Origin of the sequence: Rhizobium sp. YTUHZ045, assembly GCF_051124255.1 — a bacterium.
Classification (GTDB): domain Bacteria; phylum Pseudomonadota; class Alphaproteobacteria; order Rhizobiales; family Rhizobiaceae; genus Rhizobium.
The window spans coordinates 536659-560715 of record NZ_CP101432.1; the positions used below are offsets into that span (position 1 = coordinate 536659).

A 24057-nucleotide genomic window follows, 5' to 3' on the forward strand; every position below is an offset into this window, starting at 1 on the left:
CGTAAGCACTCTCGAAAATTTCCGTCGCTCCAAGGCCAGACTTCTTTTGTATTGCGCAAACCATCACTACGTTGTCAGCTGTTGCGACAATGCAAGCTTCGGTATCTCTTTTGAAGAACGATTTTCTTTACTTTAAATTTTCAGATGAGAATTCCGCCGCCAGGATGTTGCGTCTTTTAGCATGGCTCAGCTTATGCTCGATGCTGGTCCTGCTGACCTCGTGCAGCGATTTTGACAAGGAGTTCACCGTCCAGTCGGCAAACAGTACGGTTGAAGTCTACACCGACGGCACTGCCTTTGTGTCGGAGCACTTCGACATCGCGGTAAAATTGGCGATGAATTACGGCGGCGTCTACGTCGATATCCCTCAACGTTTCGTGGATGCTGCGGGTGGTGTCCACTGGCGAGATTTCCAATTGGCCGCAGCCCGGCGCGACGGACTCGACGAATATTATTCCCGGGAAAATAATGTGCCCGGCTATTCGATCTACATAGGAGCGGAGCACTGCAAAGACTGCTCTGCAGATCTGCCCGCCGGTCTTACAAAGATCCAGATCGCTTACTGGCTCGGACGCCTGGTTCGTCAGGAAGGCGACCGCGAGGTTCTCTTCCTGCCGGCCTATATGGGCCGCGTGCACGGCCAGGGCGCGAAAAAAACGCTTACTCTGAAGCTGCCGCCGGGCGGAACGTTGCGCCCTTCGCAACAGGACCGGGCGGCGGCCTATGACGTCACGCGCAGCGCACCGAATGAGCTCTTGGTGTCTATTCCAGCAGGCAAAGGGGATCGAGTCCTGCCTGATATCGAGATCGAATATCCCGCAGGGACCTTTGTGACCGTCACGAGCGGCAAGCGGATACAGTGGTGGCTTTCCGACCACTTTCTCCCCTTCATAAGCATTTTAGGGCCGCTGATCGTCGGTCTGGTCGCTATCCTCAAATTTCGACCGTACTGGCTTGTGCCTGCACCATCGATAACTGCCGACACCAAAATAACGCAAAGCATATCCCCCGCTCTGGCAGCCTATCTGTTCCGGAATTGGACGGCAGACGCGGGAAAGGCGGCTTTCATGGCGTCTGTCTGCTATCTCGCGGTCAAGCGAACGCTTCGCATTTCCAGCCTGGGTGAGGATGCCGAGGCCTCGGACTTATTGGCGAAGCAAGACCGAAGGAAGAGCAAGGCGGGTCGCGCCAAATGGTATGATCTTCCGGCTGCGACGCGCTTGGTATTCAAGGGCATTGCAAAGGAACCGTCGGCCGGCGATCGGCGCAGAGTTAAAAATGCCCGGCCTGATGTGAGGGATGAATTGCACAGAACAGTCACTGAGGAATATCAGAAGATCAGAGGCAAAGATCGCTGCAGCCTGGCGGCTGCAGCATCGATTTTGGCTCTCGGCATTGCCGTCGCCTCCTTATCGGGCCTTTTGATCTTTTCCGCCGCCATCTCAGGGTTATTGTTCGTTGTTTTTCTAGTTGTAACCATGTTCCGCGATCCTGAGCGGTTTCCCGTGGCGACCGGCACCGCCGAGCAGTTCAAACAGGCGCTTGGTTTGATGGTGGGTCTTCCGGTGATGGTGATCGTCGCACTTGTCTATATCGGTACGACTGAGGTGATCAGCGAACAGTGGCCATATTTGATGGCGATCTTGCTGCACATTGCCGGCATTATCGCCGTTTTGGCGATGTCGCGCATGCCAACGTCGAAGCAGCGGCGGATCCGCAATAACATCCTTAGTTTGAATCGTTATTTTCACGGCGAGATAGATGGTCCGGCAATGTCGGTCGAATGCTACGAGCACTATCTTCCTTTCGCTGTTGCCCTGAACGCCGAGCAACGCTGGACCGAGCGGTTCAATCTTTGGCGAGAAAGCGAAAAGATGGAGGCCTATGCTCCGGATTGGCGGAGCAGTTCTTAGAGAAACAGTGATGTAAAGGTCTGATTGCAATCGGCCGGAGAACGACCGCACCACGATGACTTTGTTACGCCGAATCACTAACGTGTGATCATCAAATCGGGGAGCCCATCTGCATGTATGTGATACTCGCGCTTATCGCTGTCATCGCGCTTTACATCGTCTTCATTTATAACGGCCTGGTTCGCTCTCGGCAGACGGCGGAGGAAGCCTGGTCGGGCATCGATGTGCAGTTGAAGCGCCGCGCCGATCTGATTCCGAACCTGATCGAGACAGTCAAGGGTTATGCCGCCCATGAAAAGTCGACGCTCGAGGAGGTGGTTGCGCTGCGCAACAAGGCGCAGGCCGTGCCATCGGGCGATGTCGCCGGCAGGGCGCAGGCGGAAGGGCTGCTCGGCCAGGCGCTCGGCCGGGTGATCGCGCTCGCCGAAGCCTATCCCGATCTCAAGGCCAACCAGAATTTCGCCGAGCTGCAGGCGTCGCTTGAAACCATGGAAGGTGAGCTGCAGATGGCGCGGCGTTATTACAATGGCGCGGCCCGTGACCTCAACGTCAAGGTCGAAAGCTTCCCCTCCAATCTTGTTGCCGGCCAGTTCGGTTTTGCCAAGCGCGAGTATTTCGAAATCACCAACGAGGCCGATCGCGCCGTCCCCAGCGTCAAATTCTGACGATCCGCCATTTTGCCTTTGCGAGAAAGCGGTTAAGAGCAAAGGCAGATGGCGACGCGATTTAGCTTCGCTCATGGACGGAAGACATAGCATGACACGCACAGCCAAACTCACGATCATCCCGCCGGGCCGGCCGCTTTCGGGCCGCGCGATGCCACCTGGTTCGAAGTCGATCACCAATCGCGCCCTGCTGCTCGCCGGTCTTGCCAAGGGCACGAGCAGGCTGACCGGCGCGCTGAAGAGCGACGATACGCGCTATATGGCCGATGCGCTGCGCGCCATGGGTGTTACGATCGACGAGCCCGACGACACCACCTTCGTTGTCACCGGCAGCGGCAGGCTCACGCCGCCGAAGGCGCCGCTGTTCCTCGGCAATGCCGGTACGGCCACGCGCTTCCTGACGGCTGCTGCGGCTCTCGTCGACGGCACCGTCATCGTCGATGGCGACGAGCACATGCGCAAGCGCCCGATCGGTCCGCTGGTCGAAGCGATGCGCAAGCTCGGCATCGATGCGAGCGCCGACACCGGCTGCCCGCCGGTCACCGTCAGAGGCACCGGCCGCTTTGAGGCCGATCGAATCCTGATCGATGGTGGGCTGTCCAGCCAATATGTTTCGGCGCTGCTGATGATGGCGGCCGGCGGGGACCGTCCGGTCGACATCGAACTTGTCGGCGAGGATATCGGCGCGCTTGGCTATATCGATCTCACCACCGCGGCGATGAAGGCCTTCGGCGCCAAGGTCGAAAAGACCAGCCCCGTCACCTGGCGCGTCGAGCCGACCGGCTATCGCGCCGCCGATTTCGTCATCGAGCCGGATGCATCCGCCGCGACCTATCTCTGGGCGGCCGAAGTGCTGAGCGATGGCAGGATCGACCTCGGCGTTCCGAACGATGCCTTCACCCAGCCGGATGCCAAGGCCTACGAGACGATCGCCAAATTTCCGCATCTGCCGGCTGAAATCGACGGCTCGCAGATGCAGGATGCCGTTCCGACCATCACCGTGCTGGCCGCCTTCAACGAGACGCCGGTCCGCTTCGTCGGCATCGCCAATCTGCGCGTCAAGGAATGCGACCGCATCCGCGCCCTGTCCACCGGACTCAACAATATCCGCGAAGGTCTGGCGGTCGAAGAAGGGGACGATCTGATCGTCCACTCCGATCCTGCTCTCGCCGGTCAGACGTTGCCGGCCGAGATCGACACCTTTGCCGACCACCGCATCGCGATGAGCTTCGCACTTGCGGGCCTCAAGATCGACGGCATCACTATTCTCGACCCCGATTGCGTCGGCAAGACCTTCCCCGCCTATTGGCGGACGCTTGCCGCGCTTGGCGTGACCTATCGGGATAAGGATTGAAGCAAGGCGCAGCCGGGGCAGCCGGCGGGGAGACAGGGATGGGGCGTCGGTTTTTGGGTTTTTGCTTGGCGCTGCTCCTGATGGTCGCCGCCCCGGCGGCCTTTGCAGCCGAGGTGATCGACAGTTTCGCCTCCGAGATCGCGCTCGAAAAGAGCGGCGTGATGACGGTGACGGAAACCATCACCGTCAACGCCGAGGGTAACCGGATCAACCACGGCATCTTCCGGGATTTCCCGCTCTATTTCACCGACGCCGGCGGCCGTCGCCGCAGCGTCGATTTCGACATGGTCTCGGTCACGCGCGATGGCGCGAACGAGCCCTGGCACACGGAATCGATATCCGGCGGTATCCGCATTTATGCCGGCTCCGCCGAGGTGACGGTGACGCCGGGTCGTCATCGCTACGTCTTCACATACCGGACCAACCGCCAGATCCGCTACTTCGACGATCACGACGAACTCTACTGGAACGTCACTGGCAATGGCTGGATCTTTCCGATCCGGTCAGTCACCGCAACCGTGAACCTGCCGCCTGATGTTCGCGCGGCTGAGACGACCTTCTTTACCGGCCCGCAGGGCGCCAGGGGAAAGGATGCCCGTGTCAGCGAAAGCGGCGCCGCCATCGTCTTTTCCACCACCGCGCCTCTTGGCCCCAAAGAAGGTCTGACCTTTGCGATCCGCATGCCGAAGGGCTCGATCGATCCGCCGGGCGCGGACATGGAAAGCACCTGGTGGCTGAAGGACAACCGCAATTATTTCATCGGCTTCGGCGGCCTGATCCTGGTTTTTGCCTACTACCTCAGATCCTGGCTGAAGGTCGGCCGCGACCCCGCCCGAGGCGTCGTCGTGCCGCGCTGGGATGCGCCAGACGGCATCTCGCCGGCGCTGGTCAACTATATCGACAATAAGGGCTTCTCCGGCGGCGGCTGGACGGCGCTTGCCGCAACCGCGCTCAATCTTGCGGTGCGCGGCTATGTCAAGCTCGAAGACCTGAAGGATTCGATCATCATCCGCGGCACCGGCAAACCGCTCGGCAAGGAGAAATTTCAGGCTGGCGAGGCCGAGCTCCTGAAAGTCGCCGGCGGCGAAGGCCGGACGCTGACGATCGATGAGGCGAATGGTGAGCGGGTGAAAACGATCGGCCAGTCCTTCCGTTCGGCGATCGAGAGGGAGCATCGCGGCAAATATTATAATTCCAACATCGGCTACACCACCGGCGGCGTTGCGCTGAGCGCCGCCGCCCTGGTGGCGTTGTTCGTCTTCGGCTCACTGGAGCCGGATACGATCGCGCTGATGCTGATCCCGATTGGCATCTCCGTCTTTATTGCCGTCTTCATCGCCGGTTTGGTCAAGTCGCTGCACCAGGGCAGATCGCTGTTCGCCAAGGTCATGGCCGTCATCGCCGCAGCGGTCGGCGTTTTTGTCGGCATCGGCATTCTTTCCATTATCGTCCTGACGCTTGCCTCGTCGCTGGTGGAATTGCACGAGACGCCGATGCTCTTTGCCGTCGGCGGCATCGTGCTGCTCAATGTCCTCTATTTCTTCATCATGGGCGCGCCGACCCCACTCGGCGCCAGAATGATGGACGGCATTGACGGCCTGCGACAATATCTGACGCTGGCCGAGAAGGATCGCATGAATATGGCCGGCGCCCCACAAATGTCGCCGCAGCATTTCGAGACGCTGCTGCCCTATGCGGTGGCGCTCGGCGTCGAAAAGCCCTGGTCGCGCACCTTCGAGACCTGGCTTGCGGCCGCTGCCGCCGGCGCGGCCGCAGCCTATGCGCCCTCCTGGTATTCCGGCGATTTCAACAGCGGCAGCTTCTCCGATCGCGTCGGCGGCTTCTCCTCGTCGATGGCCTCCACCATCGCGTCGACGATACCCTCGCCGCCGCCATCGAGTTCATCCTCCGGTTTTTCCGGCGGCGGCTCCTCCGGCGGCGGTGGAGGCGGCGGCGGAGGCGGGGGCTGGTAAGCTTTCCCGCTTGACCTTTCGGCCCTCGGCCCTTAACCGCCTGACGGAACAGGAAAGGGATCGCGCATGAAGGTTCTGTTGATCGGATCGGGCGGACGCGAGCACGCGCTCGCCTGGAAGCTGGCGCAATCGCCGTTGATGAGCGAATTCTACGCCGCCCCCGGCAATCCCGGCATTGGCGAACATGCGATCCTCGCGCCCTTGAATGTCGAGGATCACGAAGCGGTCACCTCTTTCTGCAAGGACAAGGCGATCGACTTCGTCGTCGTCGGGCCCGAGGCGCCGCTCGTCGCCGGCCTCGCCGACCGGCTGCGCGCCGACGGCCTGGCAGTCTTCGGGCCCTCCGCCGGTGCCGCCCAGCTCGAGGGCTCCAAGGGCTTCACCAAGGATATTTGCGCCCGCTACGGCATCCCCACCGGCGCTTACCAGCGCTTCAACAACGCGCCGAAAGCCAAAGCCTATATTCGCGCCCAGGGCGCTCCGATCGTCGTCAAGGCCGACGGGCTGGCCGCCGGCAAGGGCGTGACTGTTGCGATGACGCTCGACGAAGCGCTCGATGCCGTCGACGACTGCTTCGAGGGCGCTTTTGGCGCCGCTGGCGCCGAAGTTGTCGTCGAAGCCTATCTCGATGGCGAGGAAGCGAGCTTCTTCTGTCTCTGCGATGGAAAACATGCGCTGCCGCTGGCGACCGCCCAGGATCACAAGCGGGTGGGCGAGGGCGATACCGGCGTCAATACCGGCGGCATGGGCGCCTATTCGCCGGCGCCTGTGATGACGGCCGAGATGGTCGAGCGGACGATGAAGGAGATCATCAAGCCGACGATACGCGGCATGGCCGAGAGCGGCCATCCCTTCTCCGGCGTATTTTTCGCCGGCCTGATGATCACGAAGAAGGGGCCGGAACTCATCGAATACAATGTCCGCTTCGGCGATCCCGAATGCCAGGTGCTGATGATGCGATTGAAAAGCGATCTCCTGCCCTTGCTGCTTGCCACCGCCAACGGCACGCTCGATCAGGTGGAGGCCGAATGGAGCGACGATCCGGCGCTGACGGTGGTCATGGCTTCGAAGGGCTATCCCGGCACCTATGAGAAGAACACGCCGATCGAATTCCTGCCGGAGGCAGGCGAGGGCGAGAAGGTGTTTCATGCCGGCACGGGCATGAAGGACGACGTGCTGGTCGCAACCGGCGGCCGGGTGCTCAACGTCACGGCATCGGGCGGCACGGTTGCCGAGGCGAAGGGCCGCGCCTATGCCCTGCTGGATAGGGTTCGGTGGGAAAACGGCTTCTGCCGGCGCGACATCGGCTGGCGCGCGATCGAGCGCGAAAAAGCCTCGAACGACGCATAAATCGTGGCGTTCCTTAAATTTTTATCCTTTCCCCTGACGGGATGGAAACGAAGCTGCGCTATACCGCTGTCGTAGTGAGACGGAGGTGCGTTGATGCGTCAGATTTTCCTCGGTGCGGCAGTCCTGCTGATGGCAGGCTCGGCGATGGCCTCCTCGATCGAGGTGATCGGCAAAACGGCAGGGCGTGCCGAAGGCAGCATCATCACTGAAAGCTGCACTGCTTGCCCGCCGCTACAGGCCGAGCAAAGCCGCAAGGACTATACGGTGCCGGAACTGAAACCCGGCGTCCTCCAGGCGAGCGAAGTTCGCGACGTCGGCGGCGAAACGAAGATCTTCCGCACCGAAGCCTGGATGGGCGGTTCGCCCGTCGTCTTCGTCAGCAAGGCAACGCCGGAAGCCTTGGCTGCCGCCGAACCTTCGATGTCGCCCGCGCCAGGCATCGACATGAACGCAACGACTGCAGCCGTCATTGGCGGCGATGCCAGGCCGGTTGCCGCCGGCATGGTTGAGCAGCCGCCGGCTCCCGATGTTTCCGAATTCAAGCTGCGTTTCTAAAAAACCACGGCATCAGAGGGCTGTGTGCCCTTAAGCCAATTTGAGTCGCTGCGACAGTTCCCTGCCCCTGCCCGATCAAGGTTTCGATCGCTTGGGGTTCCACTGCGGTGGAGCGGATGCACCCTCGAAGAGAAGCGGGGGTGCATTCCTGCTTTGAGCCCCCGGCAGATCCGCAGAGCGAAAACGAGCGATATTCGACGATGAGGGGAAACTCACCGCTTGTCTTAGTAACTCAGCCCCCTGATTTTTAGGGAAATTCGCGTCAGTTCGAATAAAATTAAAGCTTTCTTATTGAGTCACCTTCAATTCTTATTCGCCGGTCGCAGCATGTTGTTTAGCAGCGGTAGACGCGTCCTTCTCAGATGCGCTCGCACAGGCGGTAGAAGACCGCACCGGAATGTATTCGCTCATTCCCTTTGCGAGGAATCATGAAAAATTTGAAAATATCGAAGCAGCTCATATTGCTGATCGTCGGCTTGATGGTGGCCTTTGCGATCGCGACGTCCCTGCAGATCCGCTCCTCGGTCGATGCGATTTACAAGGAGCGTTACGACATGCTCCGAGCCGAGGTTCAGTCGGCGATCTCGGTTCTGAAGCTTTACCAGGCCAAGGTCACCGCAGGCGAAATGACGCTGGAGGATGCCCAGAAGCAGGCTTACGCCACCGTCAACGGCATGAAATACGATCCTGACGGCTATTTCTTCGGCTATAGCTACGATGTCCAGATGATGTTTCACTACGATGCCTCGAAGGTCGGACAGAACCTGAAGGGGCAGCCGGACAGCAAGGGCAAGCTCTATCGTGAAGAGCTGGTCAAGCTCGGTCAGCAGGGTGGCGGTCTCGTTGAATTTTATTCCACCAGCAAGCCAGGCCAGCCGGCCGGCGATTATCGCAAGACGGCCTATGGCCAGGCCTTCGACCCCTGGAAGGTCGTCGTTGTCACCGGCGTCTATATGGATGATCTCGATGCCCAGATTAATAGCACGATCCTGACCGCGCTCTCCGGCAGCATCGTTCTCTTCGTCCTTGCCATGGCGGCCGCCTACGTCGTCATTCGCGGCATTTCTGGCCCTCTCAACAATGTCCATGCCGCCCTGAAGGCGGTCTCCGAAGAGGACGTTTCCATCGCCATCCCGCATACCGGCATGAACAATGAGGTCGGCATGATGGCGAAGGCGACGCTGTCGCTGCAGGAAAAGATCCGCGAACGCCATCAGATGTCCGATCGCGAGGCGGCCCAGCAGCTGGCGCTGGAAAGCGAGCGCGAAAACAACCTGCGCCAGCAGCAGGACGAGACGGCGCTCCAGGCCCGCGTCGTGGCGACGATCGGCCAGGCGCTGGAACTGATCGCCCGCGGCGACCTTACGGTCCGCTGCGCCGATCTCGGCCAAAAATACGCCGCCCTTCGCGATAACTTCAACGATGCGCTGTCGCATCTCGAGGCCGCCATGGCCAAGGTCAGCGCCAAGGGCAGTGATATCGGCACCAGCAAGGAAGAGATCCGCCGCGCCTCCAACGAGTTGTCGCAGCGCACCGAGCGCCAGGCCGCAAGCCTGGAGGAAACATCCGCCGCCCTCGATGAGCTCACGGTTGCCGTCCGCCAGACGGCCGATGGCGCCCATGAGGCGAGCAAGCGCGTGCATGCCGTCAGTGCCGAGACCACCCACAGCGATGCGATCGTCAGCCAGGCGATCGAGGCGATGAGCGGCATCGAGAAATCGTCTTCGGAGATATCAAAGATCATTGGCGTCATCGACGAGATCGCCTTCCAGACCAACCTCCTGGCTTTGAACGCCGGCGTCGAGGCTGCCCGTGCCGGCGAATCCGGCAAGGGTTTTGCCGTCGTCGCCCAGGAGGTGCGCGAACTTGCCCAGCGCTCCGCCGCCGCGGCAAAGGAGATCAAGGACCAGATCGCCCGCTCCTCCAGCCAGGTCGAACACGGCGTCCGTCTGGTCGGCGAGGCAGGCGAGGCGCTGAAGCGCATCTCCGACCAGATCAAGGCCGCCAACGAGATCGTCGCCAAGATCGCCCACAGCGCCTCCGAACAGGACACGACGCTGCGCTCGATCTCCTCGTCGGTGAACCAGCTCGACGCCGCCACCCAGCAGAACGCCGCCATGGCCGAAGAGACCACTGCATCGGCCGAGACGCTCGCCAGCGACACCGACGAATTGATCGATCTCATCCGCGGCTTCCGGGTCGGCAATGCCGGCGCTGCTCCCGTTGCACATCAGGGTCGCCGCGCGGCCTAAACGGCGCGGAGGCAACAAGCCTTTTTATCACGAAATTCTTAGCGGCCGTCGGTTCTCCGGCGGCCGTGTCATTTGGAGGCCTATCGTGCGATGCGCTCGATCAGCCGCTCGATTTCACGATCGGAGAACACTTCGACACCGGCCGCTTTGAGAGCCGCCGCCGTCACGCCATTGCCAGCCTGCCGGCGCCCGGAAAATGTGCCGTCATAGATGAACCCAGACCCGCAGGATGGGCTGCCGTCGATGAGCAGCGCAAAGCGGCAACCGGTCTGGCGTGCGAGCGCCACGGCATTTCCGGCCGCCTGCTGGAACTCTTCCGTCACATCGCCGCCCGTCAGCTCTATAATCCGAGCCGTGCCGGCCAGAACCTCTTCGCCGGTCGCTCCATCCGCGATCTCCGCCGGCGGCCGCGGCACCGGCATGCCCGCGGACATCTCCGGACAGATCGTCACCAACCGCCCTTCGGCCCGCCATCTCTCGATCGCCGGGTGAAGCAACGGCTTCGCCCGCCCGTCATAACGGACGGCGTGCCCCACGAGGCAGGCGCTGACGAGAATCTTGTTTTGCATGGCTGCTTGAGTAACCGCATTGGGGCGGTGATGCTAGGGCTGGATCATCGATGTATGGTGACCGACCAAAACAAACCGCACAAGCAGAGTGCTTGGCATGGATGCTCGGGTCAAGGCAGGTCAAGGCCGAGCATGACGGAGAGATGGGCGGCACTGTTGGCAAGAAAGGACGTCTGCATCTTTCCCATGAAAAGCTGGCTGCGCTCTAGGAAACTGAATTCGAAGTCGCTGATCGTATTGCGTCTGCGGCGCCGCATTTGGCGCAGTGCTCACTACCCACTCCGTCATCCTCGGGCTTGACCCGAGGATCCATGCGGCAAGCACAGCGTTCGCGTTAGCACTGGCGAGAGCACCCAGCTCAAAATCCGCTCATCCCGAAATCTTCGAGAAATCAGCCACCGTTCCCGTTGCCTCGCGGATCAACCGCAGCAGGGCAAGACGGTTGGCGCGGATCGCGGCATCCTCGTCGTTGACGAGCACGTCTTCGAAGAAGCGGTCGACGGGGCCGCGCAGCTTGGAGAGTGCTTCCATCGCCGAGCGGAAATCCTCGCCGGCAACGGCGTTCGCCGCATCCTTCGAGGCACTCGTTATGGCGGCGAACAGCTCCTTTTCGGCATCGAGCCTGAAGAGCGCCGGCGAAACGCCGTCGGCGATGACGGTGCCCTTCTTCTCCTCGGCGGCGAGCAGCTGCGTGGCGCGCTTGGTGCCGGCAAGCAGGTTCTTGCCGTCTTCGGAGGTGATGAAGGCCGTCAGCGCTTCGACGCGGCGCGCCACCATCAACAGGTCGTCGGCTTCAGGCGTCAGCACGGCATCGATCAGATCGTGTCGTGCGCCCTGATCGCGCAGGTAGACCTTGAGCCGGTCATGGAAGAAGGAGAGTAGATCGCCGTCCTTGGTGGCCGCCAGCAACGGCAGGCGGATCCGTCGCTCCAGCAGGATGCGGACGACACCGAGGGCCGCCCGCCGAAGTGCGAACGGATCCTTCGAACCGGTCGGCTTTTCGTCGATCGCCCAGAAGCCGGTCAGCGTGTCGAGTTTGTCGGCAAGCGCCAGCGTAACCGCCACCTTGTCCTCCGGCACGCGGTCCGACGGACCCTGCGGCTTGTAATGGTCCTCGATTGCTGCGGCAACGGAGGCGTTTTCGCCCTGCAGCGCCGCGTATCTGCGCCCCATCAAGCCTTGCAATTCCGGGAACTCGCCGACGGCTTCGGTGCGAAGATCCGCCTTGGCGAGCACGGCGGCACGATCGACGAGGGTCTGGTCGGCGCCGGTGATCGCCGCCAGTTCCCTTGCCAGCGCCCGGATGCGGGCGACGCGGGCGCCCTGCGTGCCGAGCTTGGCATGAAAGGTCACGTCGAGCGCGTCGAGCTTGGCCATGCGCTGGTCGAGCGGCTTGCTCAGGTCGAGACCGAACTTTGCCGCAGATGCTTTCAGCGTTTCGAGATCGGGCATATCGCCCTGGTCGCGCTTCCAGAAATGCAGGGCATCCGAAAGCCGGGCGCGCACCACCTTGCCGTTGCCGTGAACGATTTCCTTGCCGCCGTCGCTCGCCTGGATGTTGGAGACGAGAACGAACCTGTTCGACAGCGTCTCTTCACCCTGCCTGCGGGTTACGAAACACTTCTGGTTGGTCTTGATCGTCAGGCGGATGATCTCCGAGGGAATGGAGAGATAATCCTCCTCGAAGGAACCCATCAGCACCTGCGGCCATTCGACGAGGCCGGAAACTTCTTCCAGCAGGCCTTCGTCTTCCACCAGTTCGAGCCCGTTGGCAAAAGCGATGTCGCGCGCGTCATGCAGGATGATGTCCTTGCGCCGCTCGGCGTCGAGGATGACTTTCGCCTTTTCCAGGCTCGCCACGTAATCGTCGAAACGCCGGACGGTGATTCCCTCGGGCGCATGGAAACGATGGCCGTAGGTGATGTTGGAGGCGGTAATGCCGTCGATCTCGAAGGGGATGACGGTGGTCTCTTCATGTTCGGGGCCGAAGGTGCAGACGATCGACTGCAGCGGCCGCACCCAGCGCAGCGCGCCGGGCTTGGAGGAAGCCTTGCCCCAGCGCATCGATTTCGGCCAGGGGAAATCGCGGATGATGCCGGGCATCACTTCGGCGACGATCTCTTCCGTCGCGCGGCCGGGTTTGGAAATCACCGCGACGTAGAAATCGCCCTTCTTCGGGTCGCTCACCACCTGGGCCTCGGAGACGGACGAAAGGCCGGCGCCGCGAAGAAAGCCCTCGATCGCCTTCTCGTTGGCGTCGGTGCGCGGCCCTTTGCGCTCCTCGCGCACATCGGCCGAGCGCGCCGTCAGGCCGTGAATGTCGAGCGCCAGCCGTCGTGGCGTCCAGTATTCGCGCGCGCCTTCATAGGACAGGCCGGCTTCGACGAGCGCATCGGTGACGAGCTTCTTCAGGTCGCCCGCAGCCTTGCGCTGCATGCGGGCCGGAATCTCTTCGGAGCGAAGTTCGAGAAGAAGGTTTGGCATGTCACTCTTTTCCTTGCGCCCGCGGGCAGGGCGATCCAAAAACGTTGCTTCTGCTATCAAAGAATGCCGCATCTGCACAACCGCAAAAACGGAAGAGAGCAATGGGGTAGTGGGCAACGGTTGGCGTTGTGCCGTGTAGCCCCAACCCGTCAACTTCCGCTGTGGAAACCCCAGTCGGGCATTGCCTTGCCGCTTTTCGCCGCTATGGTCCCGCAACTTTCGTCGACATAGGGAATCCCATGGCCGCAGACCTCCGTTTTCTCGCAGCCCGCATCTCTTCCGAAATCAATGCCCGGCCCGATCAGGCCAAGGCCGCCATCGAGCTGCTCGACGAGGGGGCCACCGTGCCCTTTATCGCCCGCTACCGCAAAGAAGTGACGGGCGGGCTCGATGACACGCAGCTGCGCGATCTCGCCGAGCGGCTGGTGTACCTGCGCGAGCTCGAGGCCCGGCGCGACACGATCGTCGAATCGATCACCGGCCAGGGCAAGATGACTGAGGAGCTGATGGCCAAGGTCGCGGGTGCGGCAACCAAGGCGGAGCTCGAAGATCTCTATTTGCCCTATAAGCCGAAGCGTCGCACCCGCGCCGAAATCGCCCGGGAACGCGGCCTCGGCCCGCTTGCCGAGGCGATCCTTGCCGATCGCGGCCGGGAGCCAGCGGTGCTCGCTGAAGGCTTCGTCACGGCTGATGTGCCCGACGTGAAGACGGCGCTTGAAGGCGCGCGTGATATCATCGCCGAAGCCATTGCCGAAAATGCGGACCTGCTCGGCAAATTGCGCGCCCATATGCGCCAGGCTTCGCTGCTGAAAGCCAAAGTCGTCGACGGCAAGCAGGCGGCGGGTGAGAAGTTTTCCGACTATTTCGATCACTCGGAACGCTGGGCGACCGCGCCCGGCCACCGGGCGCTTGCCATGCTGCGCGGCTGGAACGAGGAGGTGCTGACGCTGACCATCGAGGCCGATGCCGAGACCGCCTCGCCGAATAAGCCGGTCGAACGGATGATCGCCGCTGCCTACGAGATCGGCACGAGCCGTCCCGGCGACCGCTGGCTGATGGAGGTCGCCAGCTGGACCTGGCGGGTGAAGCTTTCCATGTCGCTGTCGCTCGACCTGATGCGCGAGCTGCGCGAAAGGGCCGAAGAGGAGGCGATTCACGTCTTCGCCCGCAATCTCAAGGACCTGCTGTTGGCCGCACCCGCCGGCTCGCGCGCGACCATGGGGCTGGATCCCGGCATCCGCACCGGCGTCAAGGTCGCTGTCGTCGACGGCACCGGCAAAGTGGTGGCGACATCGACCGTCTATCCCTTCCAGCCGCGCAACGACGTGCGCGGCGCCCAGATCGAACTCGCCTCGCTGATCCGCAAGCACAATGTCGAGCTGATCTCGATCGGCAACGGCACCGGCAGCCGCGAAACGGAAAAGCTGGTCGCCGACATGCTGGCCGAGCTTCCGGCGCCGAAGCCGACCAAGGTGATCGTTTCGGAAGCGGGCGCCTCGGTCTATTCCGCCTCCGCGACCGGTGCGGCGGAGTTTCCCGATCTCGACGTATCGCTGCGCGGCGCCGTCTCCATCGCACGCCGCCTGCAGGATCCGCTCGCCGAACTCGTCAAGATCGAGCCGAAATCGATCGGCGTCGGCCAGTATCAGCACGATGTCGATCAGCAGAAGCTGTCGCGTTCGCTCGATGCCGTCGTCGAAGACGCGGTGAACGCCGTCGGCGTTGATTTGAACACCGCTTCGGCGCCATTGCTCGCCCGCGTCTCCGGCCTCGGCCCGTCGATCGCAGAGGCCATCGTCCGCCACCGCGACAGCGAGGGCCGCTTCGAGACGCGCCGTGATCTGCTGAAGGTCGCAAGACTCGGCGGCCGCACCTTCGAGCAATGCGCCGGCTTCCTGCGTATCCCGAACGGCAAGGAGCCGCTCGATGCCTCCTCCGTCCACCCGGAGGCCTACGGCGTCGCTAAGAAGATCGTCGCCGCCTGCGGCCGCGACCTGCGCGCCCTGATGGGCGACAGCGCCGTCTTGAAATCGATCGATCCGCGTCAGTTCATCGATGAGAAATTCGGCCTGCCGACGGTGAAGGATATCATCGCCGAGCTGGAAAAGCCCGGGCGCGACCCGCGTCCGAGCTTCAAGACCGCGACCTTCGCCGAGGGCGTCAATGAAATTTCCGACCTCAAGCCCGGCATGGTGCTGGAAGGCACGGTCACCAATGTCGCCGCCTTCGGCGCCTTCGTCGATATCGGCGTGCACCAGGACGGTCTGGTGCATGTGTCGCAGCTCGCCGATCGTTTCGTCAAGGACCCGCATGAGGTGGTCAAGGCGGGCGATGTCGTCAAGGTGCGGGTGGTGGAAGTCGATGCCAAGCGCAAGCGCATCGGCCTTTCGATGCGCCGCGACGATGGTTCTTCTGCGTCTCAGCCGCGGGGTGATTCCCGCGCAAGTCAGGGCGCCCGGCCGCAGAACGAGCGCCGGCCCGCAGCTCCTAAACCGGAGAGCCAGGGTGCTTTCGGCGCTGCACTCGCCGAAGCCATGAAGCGAAAATAAGGATTTAGCCGGGATTCTGGCAAAAATGCCACAGTTTGGCAGCGTTCTGCGCTGACTGCTAAATCCGGCGCTTGTAAGGCGAGTGAGAGCTATTAAGTTGATGTGACCATCCTGTCACATTTGCGAGGCGTCCATGGCGTCGGCTTTCTTATCGATCGTCCAGCAAATCATCCGCAAGGGTTCGTTGAAGCTTACCCTCGCCAATGGCGAAACCCATGTGATCGGTGACGGCACCGGCGATATGGTGGTCGCCCGGCTTGCCGATCAGGAGGCTGAAGACGCCATCCGGCGCGACCCGACGATGAAGCTCGGCGAGATGTACATGCAGGGCCGGTTCATTCTCGAACAGGGCAACATCTATGATTTCCTGTCGCTGGTGAAGCAGAACACCACCAATGAGATCTTCGATTTCAAGATGGCTGCACTGCTCGTCGGCCGCATTGCCTGGCAGCAATTGAAGAGCCGCGTGCCGGTCAATCGCAACAAACGCAACGTCGCCCACCATTACGATCTCTCGGCCAAGCTCTTCGATCTATTTCTGGATGAGGACTGGCAATATTCATGTGCCTATTTTAACCCGGCGGGCATCAGTCTCGACGAGGCGCAACTCGCCAAGAAACGCCATATCGCAGCCAAGCTGCTGCTTAAGCCCAACCAGCGTATCCTGGAAATCGGCTCCGGCTGGGGCGGCATGGGCATGTATCTGGCGGAGGCGACGGAGGGAGCCGATTTCACCGGTATAACGCTGAGCGAAGAGCAGCTGAAGGTCTCCCGCGCACGCGCCGAAAAACGCGGTCTGTCCGAGCGTGTTCGTTTCGAGCTGCAGGACTATCGCACCATGAACGGCCGGAAGTTCGACCGAATCGTCTCGGTCGGCATGTTCGAGCATGTCGGCATCGGCAACTACGGCAATTTCTTCCGCAAGGTCTCGGACCTGCTCGACCACAACGGCGTCATGGTGCTGCATTCGATCGGCCGTCCGAAGCCGAGCTTCGGCACCAATGCCTTCATCGAGAAATATATTTTTCCGGGCGGCTACATCCCTTCCGTCGGCGAGGTTTTGCCGCCGCTCGAGAAGGCCGGGCTCCTCGTCAAGGATGTCGAAATCCTGCCGATGCATTACGCCTATACGCTGCGCCACTGGCGCGAGCGTTTCGTGGCGCGCAAGGCTGAGGCGGTGGCCCTTTACGACGAACAGTTCTTCCGCATGTGGGAATTCTATCTCGCCGGTTCCGAAATGGGCTTCCGCTGGGATGAGCTGTTCATCCTGCAGATCCAGATCGCCAAGAACCAGTTCGCCGTTCCCGACAACCGCAACTACATCGCCGAGAATGAAGCCAAGCTGAAGGAATTCGAGGCGCGGCGGGCGCCGCTGGAAAAGGTGACGTTCTGAACCGCCGCAACGTTTGGAATGAAAGGGAATGCGGATGAGCAGTGCGTTTCCCGAAATATATCTGGTTCGACACGGTGAAACCGAATGGAGCCTGTCCGGGCGCCATACCGGGCGCAGCGATATTCCCTTGACGGCGAATGGTGAAGCCGCCGCTCGAAAACTTGCCGAGCGGCTGGCCGGCCTTTCCTTTTCCGCCGTCTGGTCGAGCCCGTCGGCGCGAGCCCGCAACACCTGCGCGCTCGCCGGCTTCGGAGCGGACGCGGTGATCCGCGACGAGCTCGCCGAATGGGACTATGGCGCCTATGAAGGTGTCACGACGAAGGCGATCCTGGCGGAACGTCCCGGCTGGCAGCTCTTTCGCGACGGCTGCCCGAACGGCGAAACGGCTGCCGATGTCGGTGCCCGCGCCGATGCCGTCATCCATGCGCTGCGCCAAGCGGCAGCGCCCATCCTGATCTTTTCCAGCTCGCATTTCCTGCGCGTGCTGGCCGCCCGCTGGCTCGGCCTGCCGCCGCAGGGTGGCGCGCATTTCGTGCTCGATACCGCCAGCATCAGCGTGCTCGGTTATGAGCACGACCTGACCGAGCCGGTCATCCGCCGCTGGAACCAGAGATAGGGCAAATTCCATAGCTGGCGTCGGCCCGTGCGGCATGAGTTTCATGAGTTTCACTGTGGTTAACATTGGGGTAACGACATCAGGATAAGTCTAGCGGCCGCCGCTCTCCGCGGCTTTGTTTTTGCGTTTCCTGGAGTGCAGACGTGTCTCATCGATCAGTCGTATCGATTTCTTTTCTTATTGCTTTTTCATCCGTTGGTTCGGCCACCGCGCAGGAAAGCGGCCAGCATTTCTGGTCCGGCGACTGGTATCTGAGCGTTGGTGTCGCCGGCTTTTCAGCGCCGAAATTCGAGGGTTCACGGCGTTATGAATTCCGGTTCAGCCCGCTGATTTCGGCCGGCCGGCAGGGCTCGGCTCCACGCTTTTCCTCGCGCAACGACAATCCGTCCTTGGCCCTCATGGATAATGGCACCTTCCGCGCCGGTATCGTCGGCAAATTCGTGCCTTCGCGCGATGAGGGCGACGGTCACGAGCTGAAGGGCATGAAGAAGGTCAAATGGGGAGCGGAAGCCGGTGGCTTCGTCGAAGTTTATCCGACCGATTTCCTGCGCGCCCGCGCCGAAGTTCGCCAGGGCATCCGCTCGCATGACGGCGTCGTTGCCGATCTCGCCGTTGATGCCTTCACCGATATCGCCCCCAACCTGCAACTGTCAGGCGGTCCGCGCGCGACATTCGCCACCAGCGGCTATTATGATGCCTATTACGGCGTCAACGCCAAACAGGCGGCGGCGAGCGGGCTTGATCAATACAAGCCGTCATCGGGCATCCAGTCCTATGGCGCCGGTGCGGCTCTGACATGGAAGGCGACGGAAAACCTGTCGGCCAGCTCTTTCCTCGAATATAAGCGACTGGCGGGTCCGGCGGCCGACAGCAGTCTCGTGCGGCAGCGCGGCTCGAAGAACCAGGTGCTCATCGGTGTCTCGGCGACCTACAGGTTCAATTTCTCTCTGCAGTGATCAAATCATGTCGCCCGCAAGTGTGCCGCGGTTCCGGGCGTCATGCATCACAAAGAGCCAAAGCGATCACAGGAATCAGATTTGATGCGACACGCTTCTGGCGCCGTCGCGATCGCTTCTTGACCGGATCGCCAGCCCGCCGCTAGATGGATGGCATGCAAGATACCGGCAAGTTCAACGATCGCGTCTCCGACGCACCTTCCGATAACTGGGTTTACCGGACCCTGCCGCCATGGCTCTGGCCTTATGCGCAGCTTGCACGCTGGGATCGCCCGATCGGCTGGGAGCTCTTGATGTGGCCGTGCTTCTGGTCGGCCACGCTCGCCTCCAATGCGACGATCGGCCAAGGGCTCTATTCCGGCAGCCTGCTGATGTCCCACCTTTTCCTCTATTTTATCGGTGCCGTCGCCATGCGCGGCGCCGGCTGTACCTATAACGATCTCGTCGATCACGAGATTGACATGGAAGTGGCGCGCACCCGTTCGCGTCCGCTGCCCTCGGGCCGCGTCACCCGCGGACGCGCGAAGATCTTCATCGGCATTCAGGCGCTGGTCGGCCTCTTCGTGCTCTTGCAGTTCAACTGGTTCACCGTCTTTCTCGGCCTGCTTTCGCTCGGCATCGTGGCACTTTATCCCTATGCCAAGCGCTTCACCGACTGGCCGCAATTTTATCTCGGCCTTGCCTTTTCCTGGGGCGCGCTGATGGGCTGGGCCGGCATTCTGGGCGGCCTCTCCTTTGCCGCCATCCTGCTTTATGCCGCCTCCGTCGCCTGGACGATCGGTTACGACACCATCTATGCACATCAGGACAAGGAGGATGACGAGCTGATCGGTGTCCGCTCCACCGCGCGCCTCTTCGGCGATAAGACGAGGCAATGGCTGATCGGCCTTTATGGGCTGACGCTGGTGCTGATGTTTGCGGCCTTCGCGCTCGCCGGCGCCAATCTCATCGCCTTTCTGGCCTTGTTCGGCGCGGCCGGCATGTTCGCCTGGCAGATCATCCGCCTTGATATCAACGATCCCGCCCAATGCCTGGCGCTCTTCAAGTCGAACAACCGCGTCGGCCTGACCATATTCGCCGGGCTGTTCTTTTCGCTGCTCTTTGCCATTCCCTGAATGGAATGGTTCGTGAAACGATAAACCCGGCACGAGGGCCGGGTTTGGCTTCTTCCAGATCTTCCTGCCGAGATGGCACAGTCGCGATTTCGGTCAGTTGCGGGCGATGATTTCCTTGCCTTCGATCTTCATGGCGACGCCCAGCTGCCCGGTGGTGCGACGCACGAGAAAGCGCGGACGGCGATTGGCGAAGTAGGAATGACGGCGACGCGGCTTGAGGTCACTGGTGCGCAGCGCCCCGATATGGTCCTCGAGCGGCCGGGCGACGCCATCTGCCTCGACCATCAGCATCGGAATGCGGAAGGCCTCCGACCAGCTGCGCCAGTCGGCGGCGATGTCGCTGAGATCATGGGCAACGAGCAGCGGAATGCAGAGCTCGGGATCGGCGTGGTGAAGTTCGAGCGTGACGGTGACCTCGCCGTCGCCATGGTCGATGGCGCGGGCGGCGACACCCTTGAAGACGCGCCTCGGCAGGGCAATCGAGAGCGGCAGACCGCTGGAGGGAAGGACTTTCCGCAGCACTGCGCCACGTTCGTCTATCGTGATGCTGACATCATCCGAACAATCATGGATGGCGTAGCTGATTTGCTGCGGGAAGCGGGACGGATCGAGACGCAGCGTCGTGCCAGCCCAAACGGGCTTCAAAACGGGATTGTTCATTTCATTCTACCCTTGTCTTACCTGAGAGCCGGTTTGCGGTCTTCTCCTCGGGACTTTTCGTCCTCTATGGCCGACAATAGGCGGCCCCCCTTCCGTACTGCTTAAAAATTGCGGTTAAGAAAACTTTGCCTCCCCTGATGGTTATCAAAACCGAATCCGGCAGGGTTTCCGGAAGGTGAACGGCTGGCTGACCTGAAATGGCGCAGTCGAAAGGTAAGTCTCGGGTAAGCTTTGCGTGGCAAAATGGGCTTACCAGCAGTTTGTCGTTCTTTTAGAGATTTTGCCGAAAAGGGCGCTTTTCATGATCACGGCCTCCCTCGCTTACACGATCCTGTCGAAGGACATGACGTCGAGCTTGAACAAGGTCGCCTCGCAGGCGACGGTCAAGAAGGATGCCCAGTATTACGCGGACAATATCAACAAGGTCAAAGACGTCGACGACTTTCTCGGCGATTACAAGCTCTACAGCTACGCCATGAAGGCCTATGGCCTTGAGGATATGACCTATGCCAAGGCATTCATGAAGAAGGTGCTCGAAAGCGATCTAACGGACCCGAACAGCTACGCCAACAAGCTCTCCGATACGCGCTACCGTGAATTCGCGGCCGCCTTCAACTTCAATGCGCCCGAGAAGGACGTTCAGACCGACGCGCAGGAAGACGAGCTCATCGGCCTCTACAAGCAGTCCTTCGTCGATGCCGACAAGGCGGCGGCCACCGAGAGCACCTATTACAGCAACAATATCGACAGCGTGCAGACCGTCGACGACCTGGTCAACAACACCCGGCTGCGCACCTATGTGCTGAAGGCCTTCAAGATCGATCCCACCTATGCCTCGAAGGATTTCCTGCGGCAGGTGCTGACGAGCGATCTCAGCGACCCGACAAGCGTCGTGAACGCGCAGGGCGGCGACAAGTACAAGGCTCTTGCCGCCCAATTCAGCTTCAATGCCGACGGTACGGTCAACGGCAGCGCCCAGACCGCGACGCAGAAGGCGTCGATCATCGAGACCTATACGCTGAATAACCAGTCCGTCATCATCGACAATTCCGTCGGTTCCGATGTCGTCTATGTCAGCAAGACGGCGGCCGAATACAACCAGGCCTATTATACTGCCAAGATCGGCACGATCACCAATGTCGACGATCTCGTCGCCGACAGTCGTCTGACGTCCTATATCAAGACCGCCTACAGCATGGGCGCCGATTTCACCGCGCCGGCGCTGCGCATGGTGTTGACCGACCCCGGCTACGCCCAGCTGATGGGCTTCACCAATGTCTACAACGCCTTCAATTTCAAGGCCGACGGCACGACATCGACAACGGCGCGTGCACAGACGATCGCCCAGTCGAACAAGCTGAAGGACGCGGCGGCAAGCACCGCCAATTATTATAGCGTGACCTCGCGGTCGAGCAGCATCACTAATGTCGACGACCTGCTCGCCGACAGCGTTCTGGCACGCTATATCAAGGATGCCTATGGCCTCGGCAGCAGTTTCAGCAATGCCGAGCTGAAGAGCATTCTGACGGACTCGACCTATGCCGCCGCCCAGGGGCATGCCGATCTCAATGCCGACTTCAACTTCCAGGCTGACGGCTCGATCAACGGGTCGGTGATTCAGACCGACGCGCAGCGCAAGTCGACCACCGACAAATCGGCGGCGAACGCAACGCACTTCAACAGCATGATCGGCAATGTCACCAATGTCGACGACATCATGTCAGATCCCGTCGCCGTCAGCTATCTCAGAACCAGCATGCAGATCGCCGACAGCGTCTCCGACGCAACGCTGAGGAGCTTCCTCGTCGATCCCTCGGCGGCCAGCGCCCAGGGCTACAGCGACGTCCACGATCTGTTCAATTTCAAAACGGACGGCTCGGTCGCGACCCTCTATGCCACGCAGAGCGCGGCGCAAAGCGCCAGCACGGCAAGCAAGGCCGACGATGCCGCCGTCTATTACCAGGCAACCATCGCCGGCATCTCCAATGTCGACCAGCTGCTGGCCGACCGGCGGCTGAATAATTTCATCCGCAACGCTTACGGCATCCCCTCGACCGTCAGCGATGTCGATCTGCGCGCTATCCTGACCGATCAGAGCGGCACCGGCACCTATGCCGACGTCGCTGCCGCCTTCAACTTCAAGGCGGACGGTTCGCTCGAGGACGGCATGGCGGCACAGACGTCCGCCCAGATCACCAACACGAAAATTGCCGCCACGGCGCGCACGGACGACTATTCCGCCCGTATGGCGACGATCTCCAATGTCGATGATCTCATCGCCGATCCTGCAATCACCAACTTCCTGAAGAGCACCTACAATCTGCCGTTCGATATCACGGACGCCGATCTCAGGAGCATCCTGACTGATGCGACCGCCGCCGCCGCGGCCGGCTATTCCGACCTCTATGCCGATTTCAATTTTGCCGCCGACGGATCGCTTCCCGTCGTCAGCTCGATCCAGACCGCAGATCAGGCGCAGACCACCAACGACAACTACATGGCGCGCTATGACGACGAGCGCGACGAGGCGATCGAAGAAGTTGCCGACAATTACAAGAGCATGATGGCAGACAGCAGCAGCCTCTTGAACTTTTCCGACGTCAAGACCGTCAATGATTTCCTGCGCACCAATCGAACGGCCGATTTCACCAGGAGCAACGACAATCTGCCGGATCTCTATCATGTCGCGCTGCAGGCCTTCGGCTTGACCGATCAGGACGTGCCGCGCTCGATGATGCGCAAGATCCTGACGAGCGATGCCTATGATCCGGACGGCTATATCGCCTCGCTCAAGGACGAGCGAATTACCAATCTCGCCCGCGCCTTCAATTTCGGCCCCGACGGCAAGGCGGCCGCACCCCTCCAGGCGCTGCCCGACGCGACCATGGCCAAATACGCCACCGACTACAAGGCGCATGTGACCATGCTGCTGAAGGCCGGCCCGGTAAAGGACAAGGCATCGAAGGACGCAACCGCCGAGGTGGATTATTTCGCCAAGGGTATGGCGAAAGTGCAGTCGCTCGACGATTTCCTCGCTGACAGCCGCCTGACCGATCTGGTGTTGAAGGCGAACAACCTCGACCCGAAGGATTACGACAAGGCGACGCTGAAGAAGATCTTCACTTCCGATCCCGACGACAAGAAGAGCTACCTCAACACCAAGGCCGATGCGCGCTTCAAGGATATCGTCGCTGCCTTCAACTTCGACAAGGACGGCAATCTGACCCGTGCCAAGATCGGCGCCATCCAGAACAAGGCGGCCGAGGACAATACCCAGGAGCTCTACCTGCAGCAGACGCTGGAAACCCAGCAAGGCGAAAGCAACGACGGCGTCCGCCTGGCGCTCTATTTCAGCCGCAAAGCCTCCAGCATCACCTCAATCTATTCGCTCCTTGGCGACAAGGCGCTTTATCAGGTCATCACCACGGCTTACAGCCTGCCGTCACAGATATCGGGCATGGACGTCGCCAAACAGGCCGATCTCATTAATCGTTTCGTCAAGCTCGAGGACCTCCAGGATCCGAAGAAGGTGGACAAGCTGCTGCGGCGCTTCACCGCGATGTACGACGTCCAGAACAGCACCCAGCAGTCGCCGGCCCTGCAGATCCTGACCGGCGGCGGCACGCAGTCGTCCTGAGGCAATTCCGGCAGAC

16 protein-coding genes are annotated in these 24057 nt (G+C 61.2%); 13 read left to right on the forward strand and 3 right to left on the reverse strand.

Annotation, left to right across the window (positions count from 1 at the left end):
* The first annotated feature begins 164 nt into the window (after nucleotides 1–164).
* The 7 genes from NMA58_RS02645 (at nucleotide 165) to NMA58_RS02675 (ending at nucleotide 10062) form a co-directional block, all read left to right on the forward strand.
* On the forward strand, nucleotides 165–1913 hold the full coding sequence (locus tag NMA58_RS02645; RefSeq protein WP_434713487.1) for a DUF2207 family protein: 1749 nt from the start codon (nucleotides 165–167) through the stop codon (nucleotides 1911–1913).
* A gap of 113 nt (nucleotides 1914–2026) precedes the next feature.
* The gene (locus tag NMA58_RS02650) at nucleotides 2027–2578 is read left to right on the forward strand and encodes a LemA family protein (protein ID WP_434712188.1); all 552 of its coding nucleotides are present in this window, start codon (nucleotides 2027–2029) and stop codon (nucleotides 2576–2578) included.
* A gap of 91 nt (nucleotides 2579–2669) precedes the next feature.
* Complete coding sequence (gene aroA, locus NMA58_RS02655) at nucleotides 2670–3932, forward strand: 3-phosphoshikimate 1-carboxyvinyltransferase (RefSeq protein ID WP_434712189.1); 1263 nt, start codon at nucleotides 2670–2672, stop codon at nucleotides 3930–3932.
* Between the two features lie 38 nt (nucleotides 3933–3970).
* Nucleotides 3971–5905 (forward strand): DUF2207 domain-containing protein, encoded by a 1935-nt coding sequence (locus tag NMA58_RS02660; RefSeq protein ID WP_434712190.1) that lies wholly within the window; start codon nucleotides 3971–3973, stop codon nucleotides 5903–5905.
* A 66-nt stretch (nucleotides 5906–5971) separates the two neighbouring features.
* The gene (purD, locus tag NMA58_RS02665) at nucleotides 5972–7255 is read left to right on the forward strand and encodes a phosphoribosylamine--glycine ligase (protein WP_434712192.1); all 1284 of its coding nucleotides are present in this window, start codon (nucleotides 5972–5974) and stop codon (nucleotides 7253–7255) included.
* Nucleotides 7256–7348: 93 nt separating this feature from the next.
* A complete protein-coding gene (locus NMA58_RS02670; protein ID WP_434712194.1) occupies nucleotides 7349–7810 on the forward strand; it encodes a plant virulence effector HPE1-like domain-containing protein in 462 nt (153 codons plus the stop codon).
* Between the two features lie 428 nt (nucleotides 7811–8238).
* Nucleotides 8239–10062 carry a methyl-accepting chemotaxis protein gene (locus NMA58_RS02675; protein WP_434712195.1) on the forward strand — a complete coding sequence of 608 codons (1824 nt, stop codon included), beginning with the start codon at nucleotides 8239–8241 and terminating at the stop codon, nucleotides 10060–10062.
* 80 nt (nucleotides 10063–10142) lie between these two features.
* Here NMA58_RS02675 and NMA58_RS02680 read toward each other — a convergent pair whose 3' ends face one another.
* Both NMA58_RS02680 and glyS read right to left on the reverse strand, forming a co-directional pair.
* On the reverse strand, nucleotides 10143–10631 hold the full coding sequence (locus tag NMA58_RS02680) for a DUF523 domain-containing protein (protein ID WP_434712196.1): 489 nt from the start codon (nucleotides 10629–10631) through the stop codon (nucleotides 10143–10145).
* Nucleotides 10632–11000: 369 nt separating this feature from the next.
* Nucleotides 11001–13115, reverse strand: a complete 2115-nt coding sequence (gene glyS, locus NMA58_RS02685; RefSeq protein WP_434712197.1) for a glycine--tRNA ligase subunit beta — start codon at nucleotides 13113–13115, stop codon at nucleotides 11001–11003.
* A gap of 239 nt (nucleotides 13116–13354) precedes the next feature.
* Between glyS and NMA58_RS02690 the strand changes: the two genes are divergently transcribed.
* The 5 genes from NMA58_RS02690 (at nucleotide 13355) to ubiA (ending at nucleotide 19744) form a co-directional block, all read left to right on the forward strand.
* On the forward strand, nucleotides 13355–15664 hold the full coding sequence (locus NMA58_RS02690; RefSeq protein ID WP_434712198.1) for a Tex family protein: 2310 nt from the start codon (nucleotides 13355–13357) through the stop codon (nucleotides 15662–15664).
* Between the two features lie 133 nt (nucleotides 15665–15797).
* Entirely contained in the window at nucleotides 15798–17057 is a 1260-nt protein-coding gene (locus NMA58_RS02695) for a class I SAM-dependent methyltransferase (RefSeq protein ID WP_434712199.1), read from the forward strand.
* A 34-nt stretch (nucleotides 17058–17091) separates the two neighbouring features.
* The gene (locus NMA58_RS02700) at nucleotides 17092–17673 is read left to right on the forward strand and encodes a histidine phosphatase family protein (protein ID WP_434712200.1); all 582 of its coding nucleotides are present in this window, start codon (nucleotides 17092–17094) and stop codon (nucleotides 17671–17673) included.
* A gap of 143 nt (nucleotides 17674–17816) precedes the next feature.
* Nucleotides 17817–18629: a MipA/OmpV family protein gene (locus NMA58_RS02705; protein WP_097597746.1), complete on the forward strand. Its 813-nt coding sequence runs from the start codon at nucleotides 17817–17819 to the stop codon at nucleotides 18627–18629.
* Between the two features lie 155 nt (nucleotides 18630–18784).
* Nucleotides 18785–19744, forward strand: coding sequence for a 4-hydroxybenzoate octaprenyltransferase (ubiA, locus tag NMA58_RS02710; RefSeq protein WP_434712201.1), 960 nt, complete (start codon nucleotides 18785–18787; stop codon nucleotides 19742–19744).
* A gap of 93 nt (nucleotides 19745–19837) precedes the next feature.
* Here the strand turns inward: ubiA and NMA58_RS02715 are convergent, their stop codons facing one another.
* A complete protein-coding gene (locus NMA58_RS02715; RefSeq protein WP_085777167.1) occupies nucleotides 19838–20404 on the reverse strand; it encodes a DUF6101 family protein in 567 nt (188 codons plus the stop codon).
* Between the two features lie 301 nt (nucleotides 20405–20705).
* On the opposite strand from NMA58_RS02715, the gene NMA58_RS02720 reads away from it, so the two are divergent.
* Entirely contained in the window at nucleotides 20706–24041 is a 3336-nt protein-coding gene (locus NMA58_RS02720) for a DUF1217 domain-containing protein (RefSeq protein ID WP_434712202.1), read from the forward strand.
* Nucleotides 24042–24057: the final 16 nt, after the last annotated feature.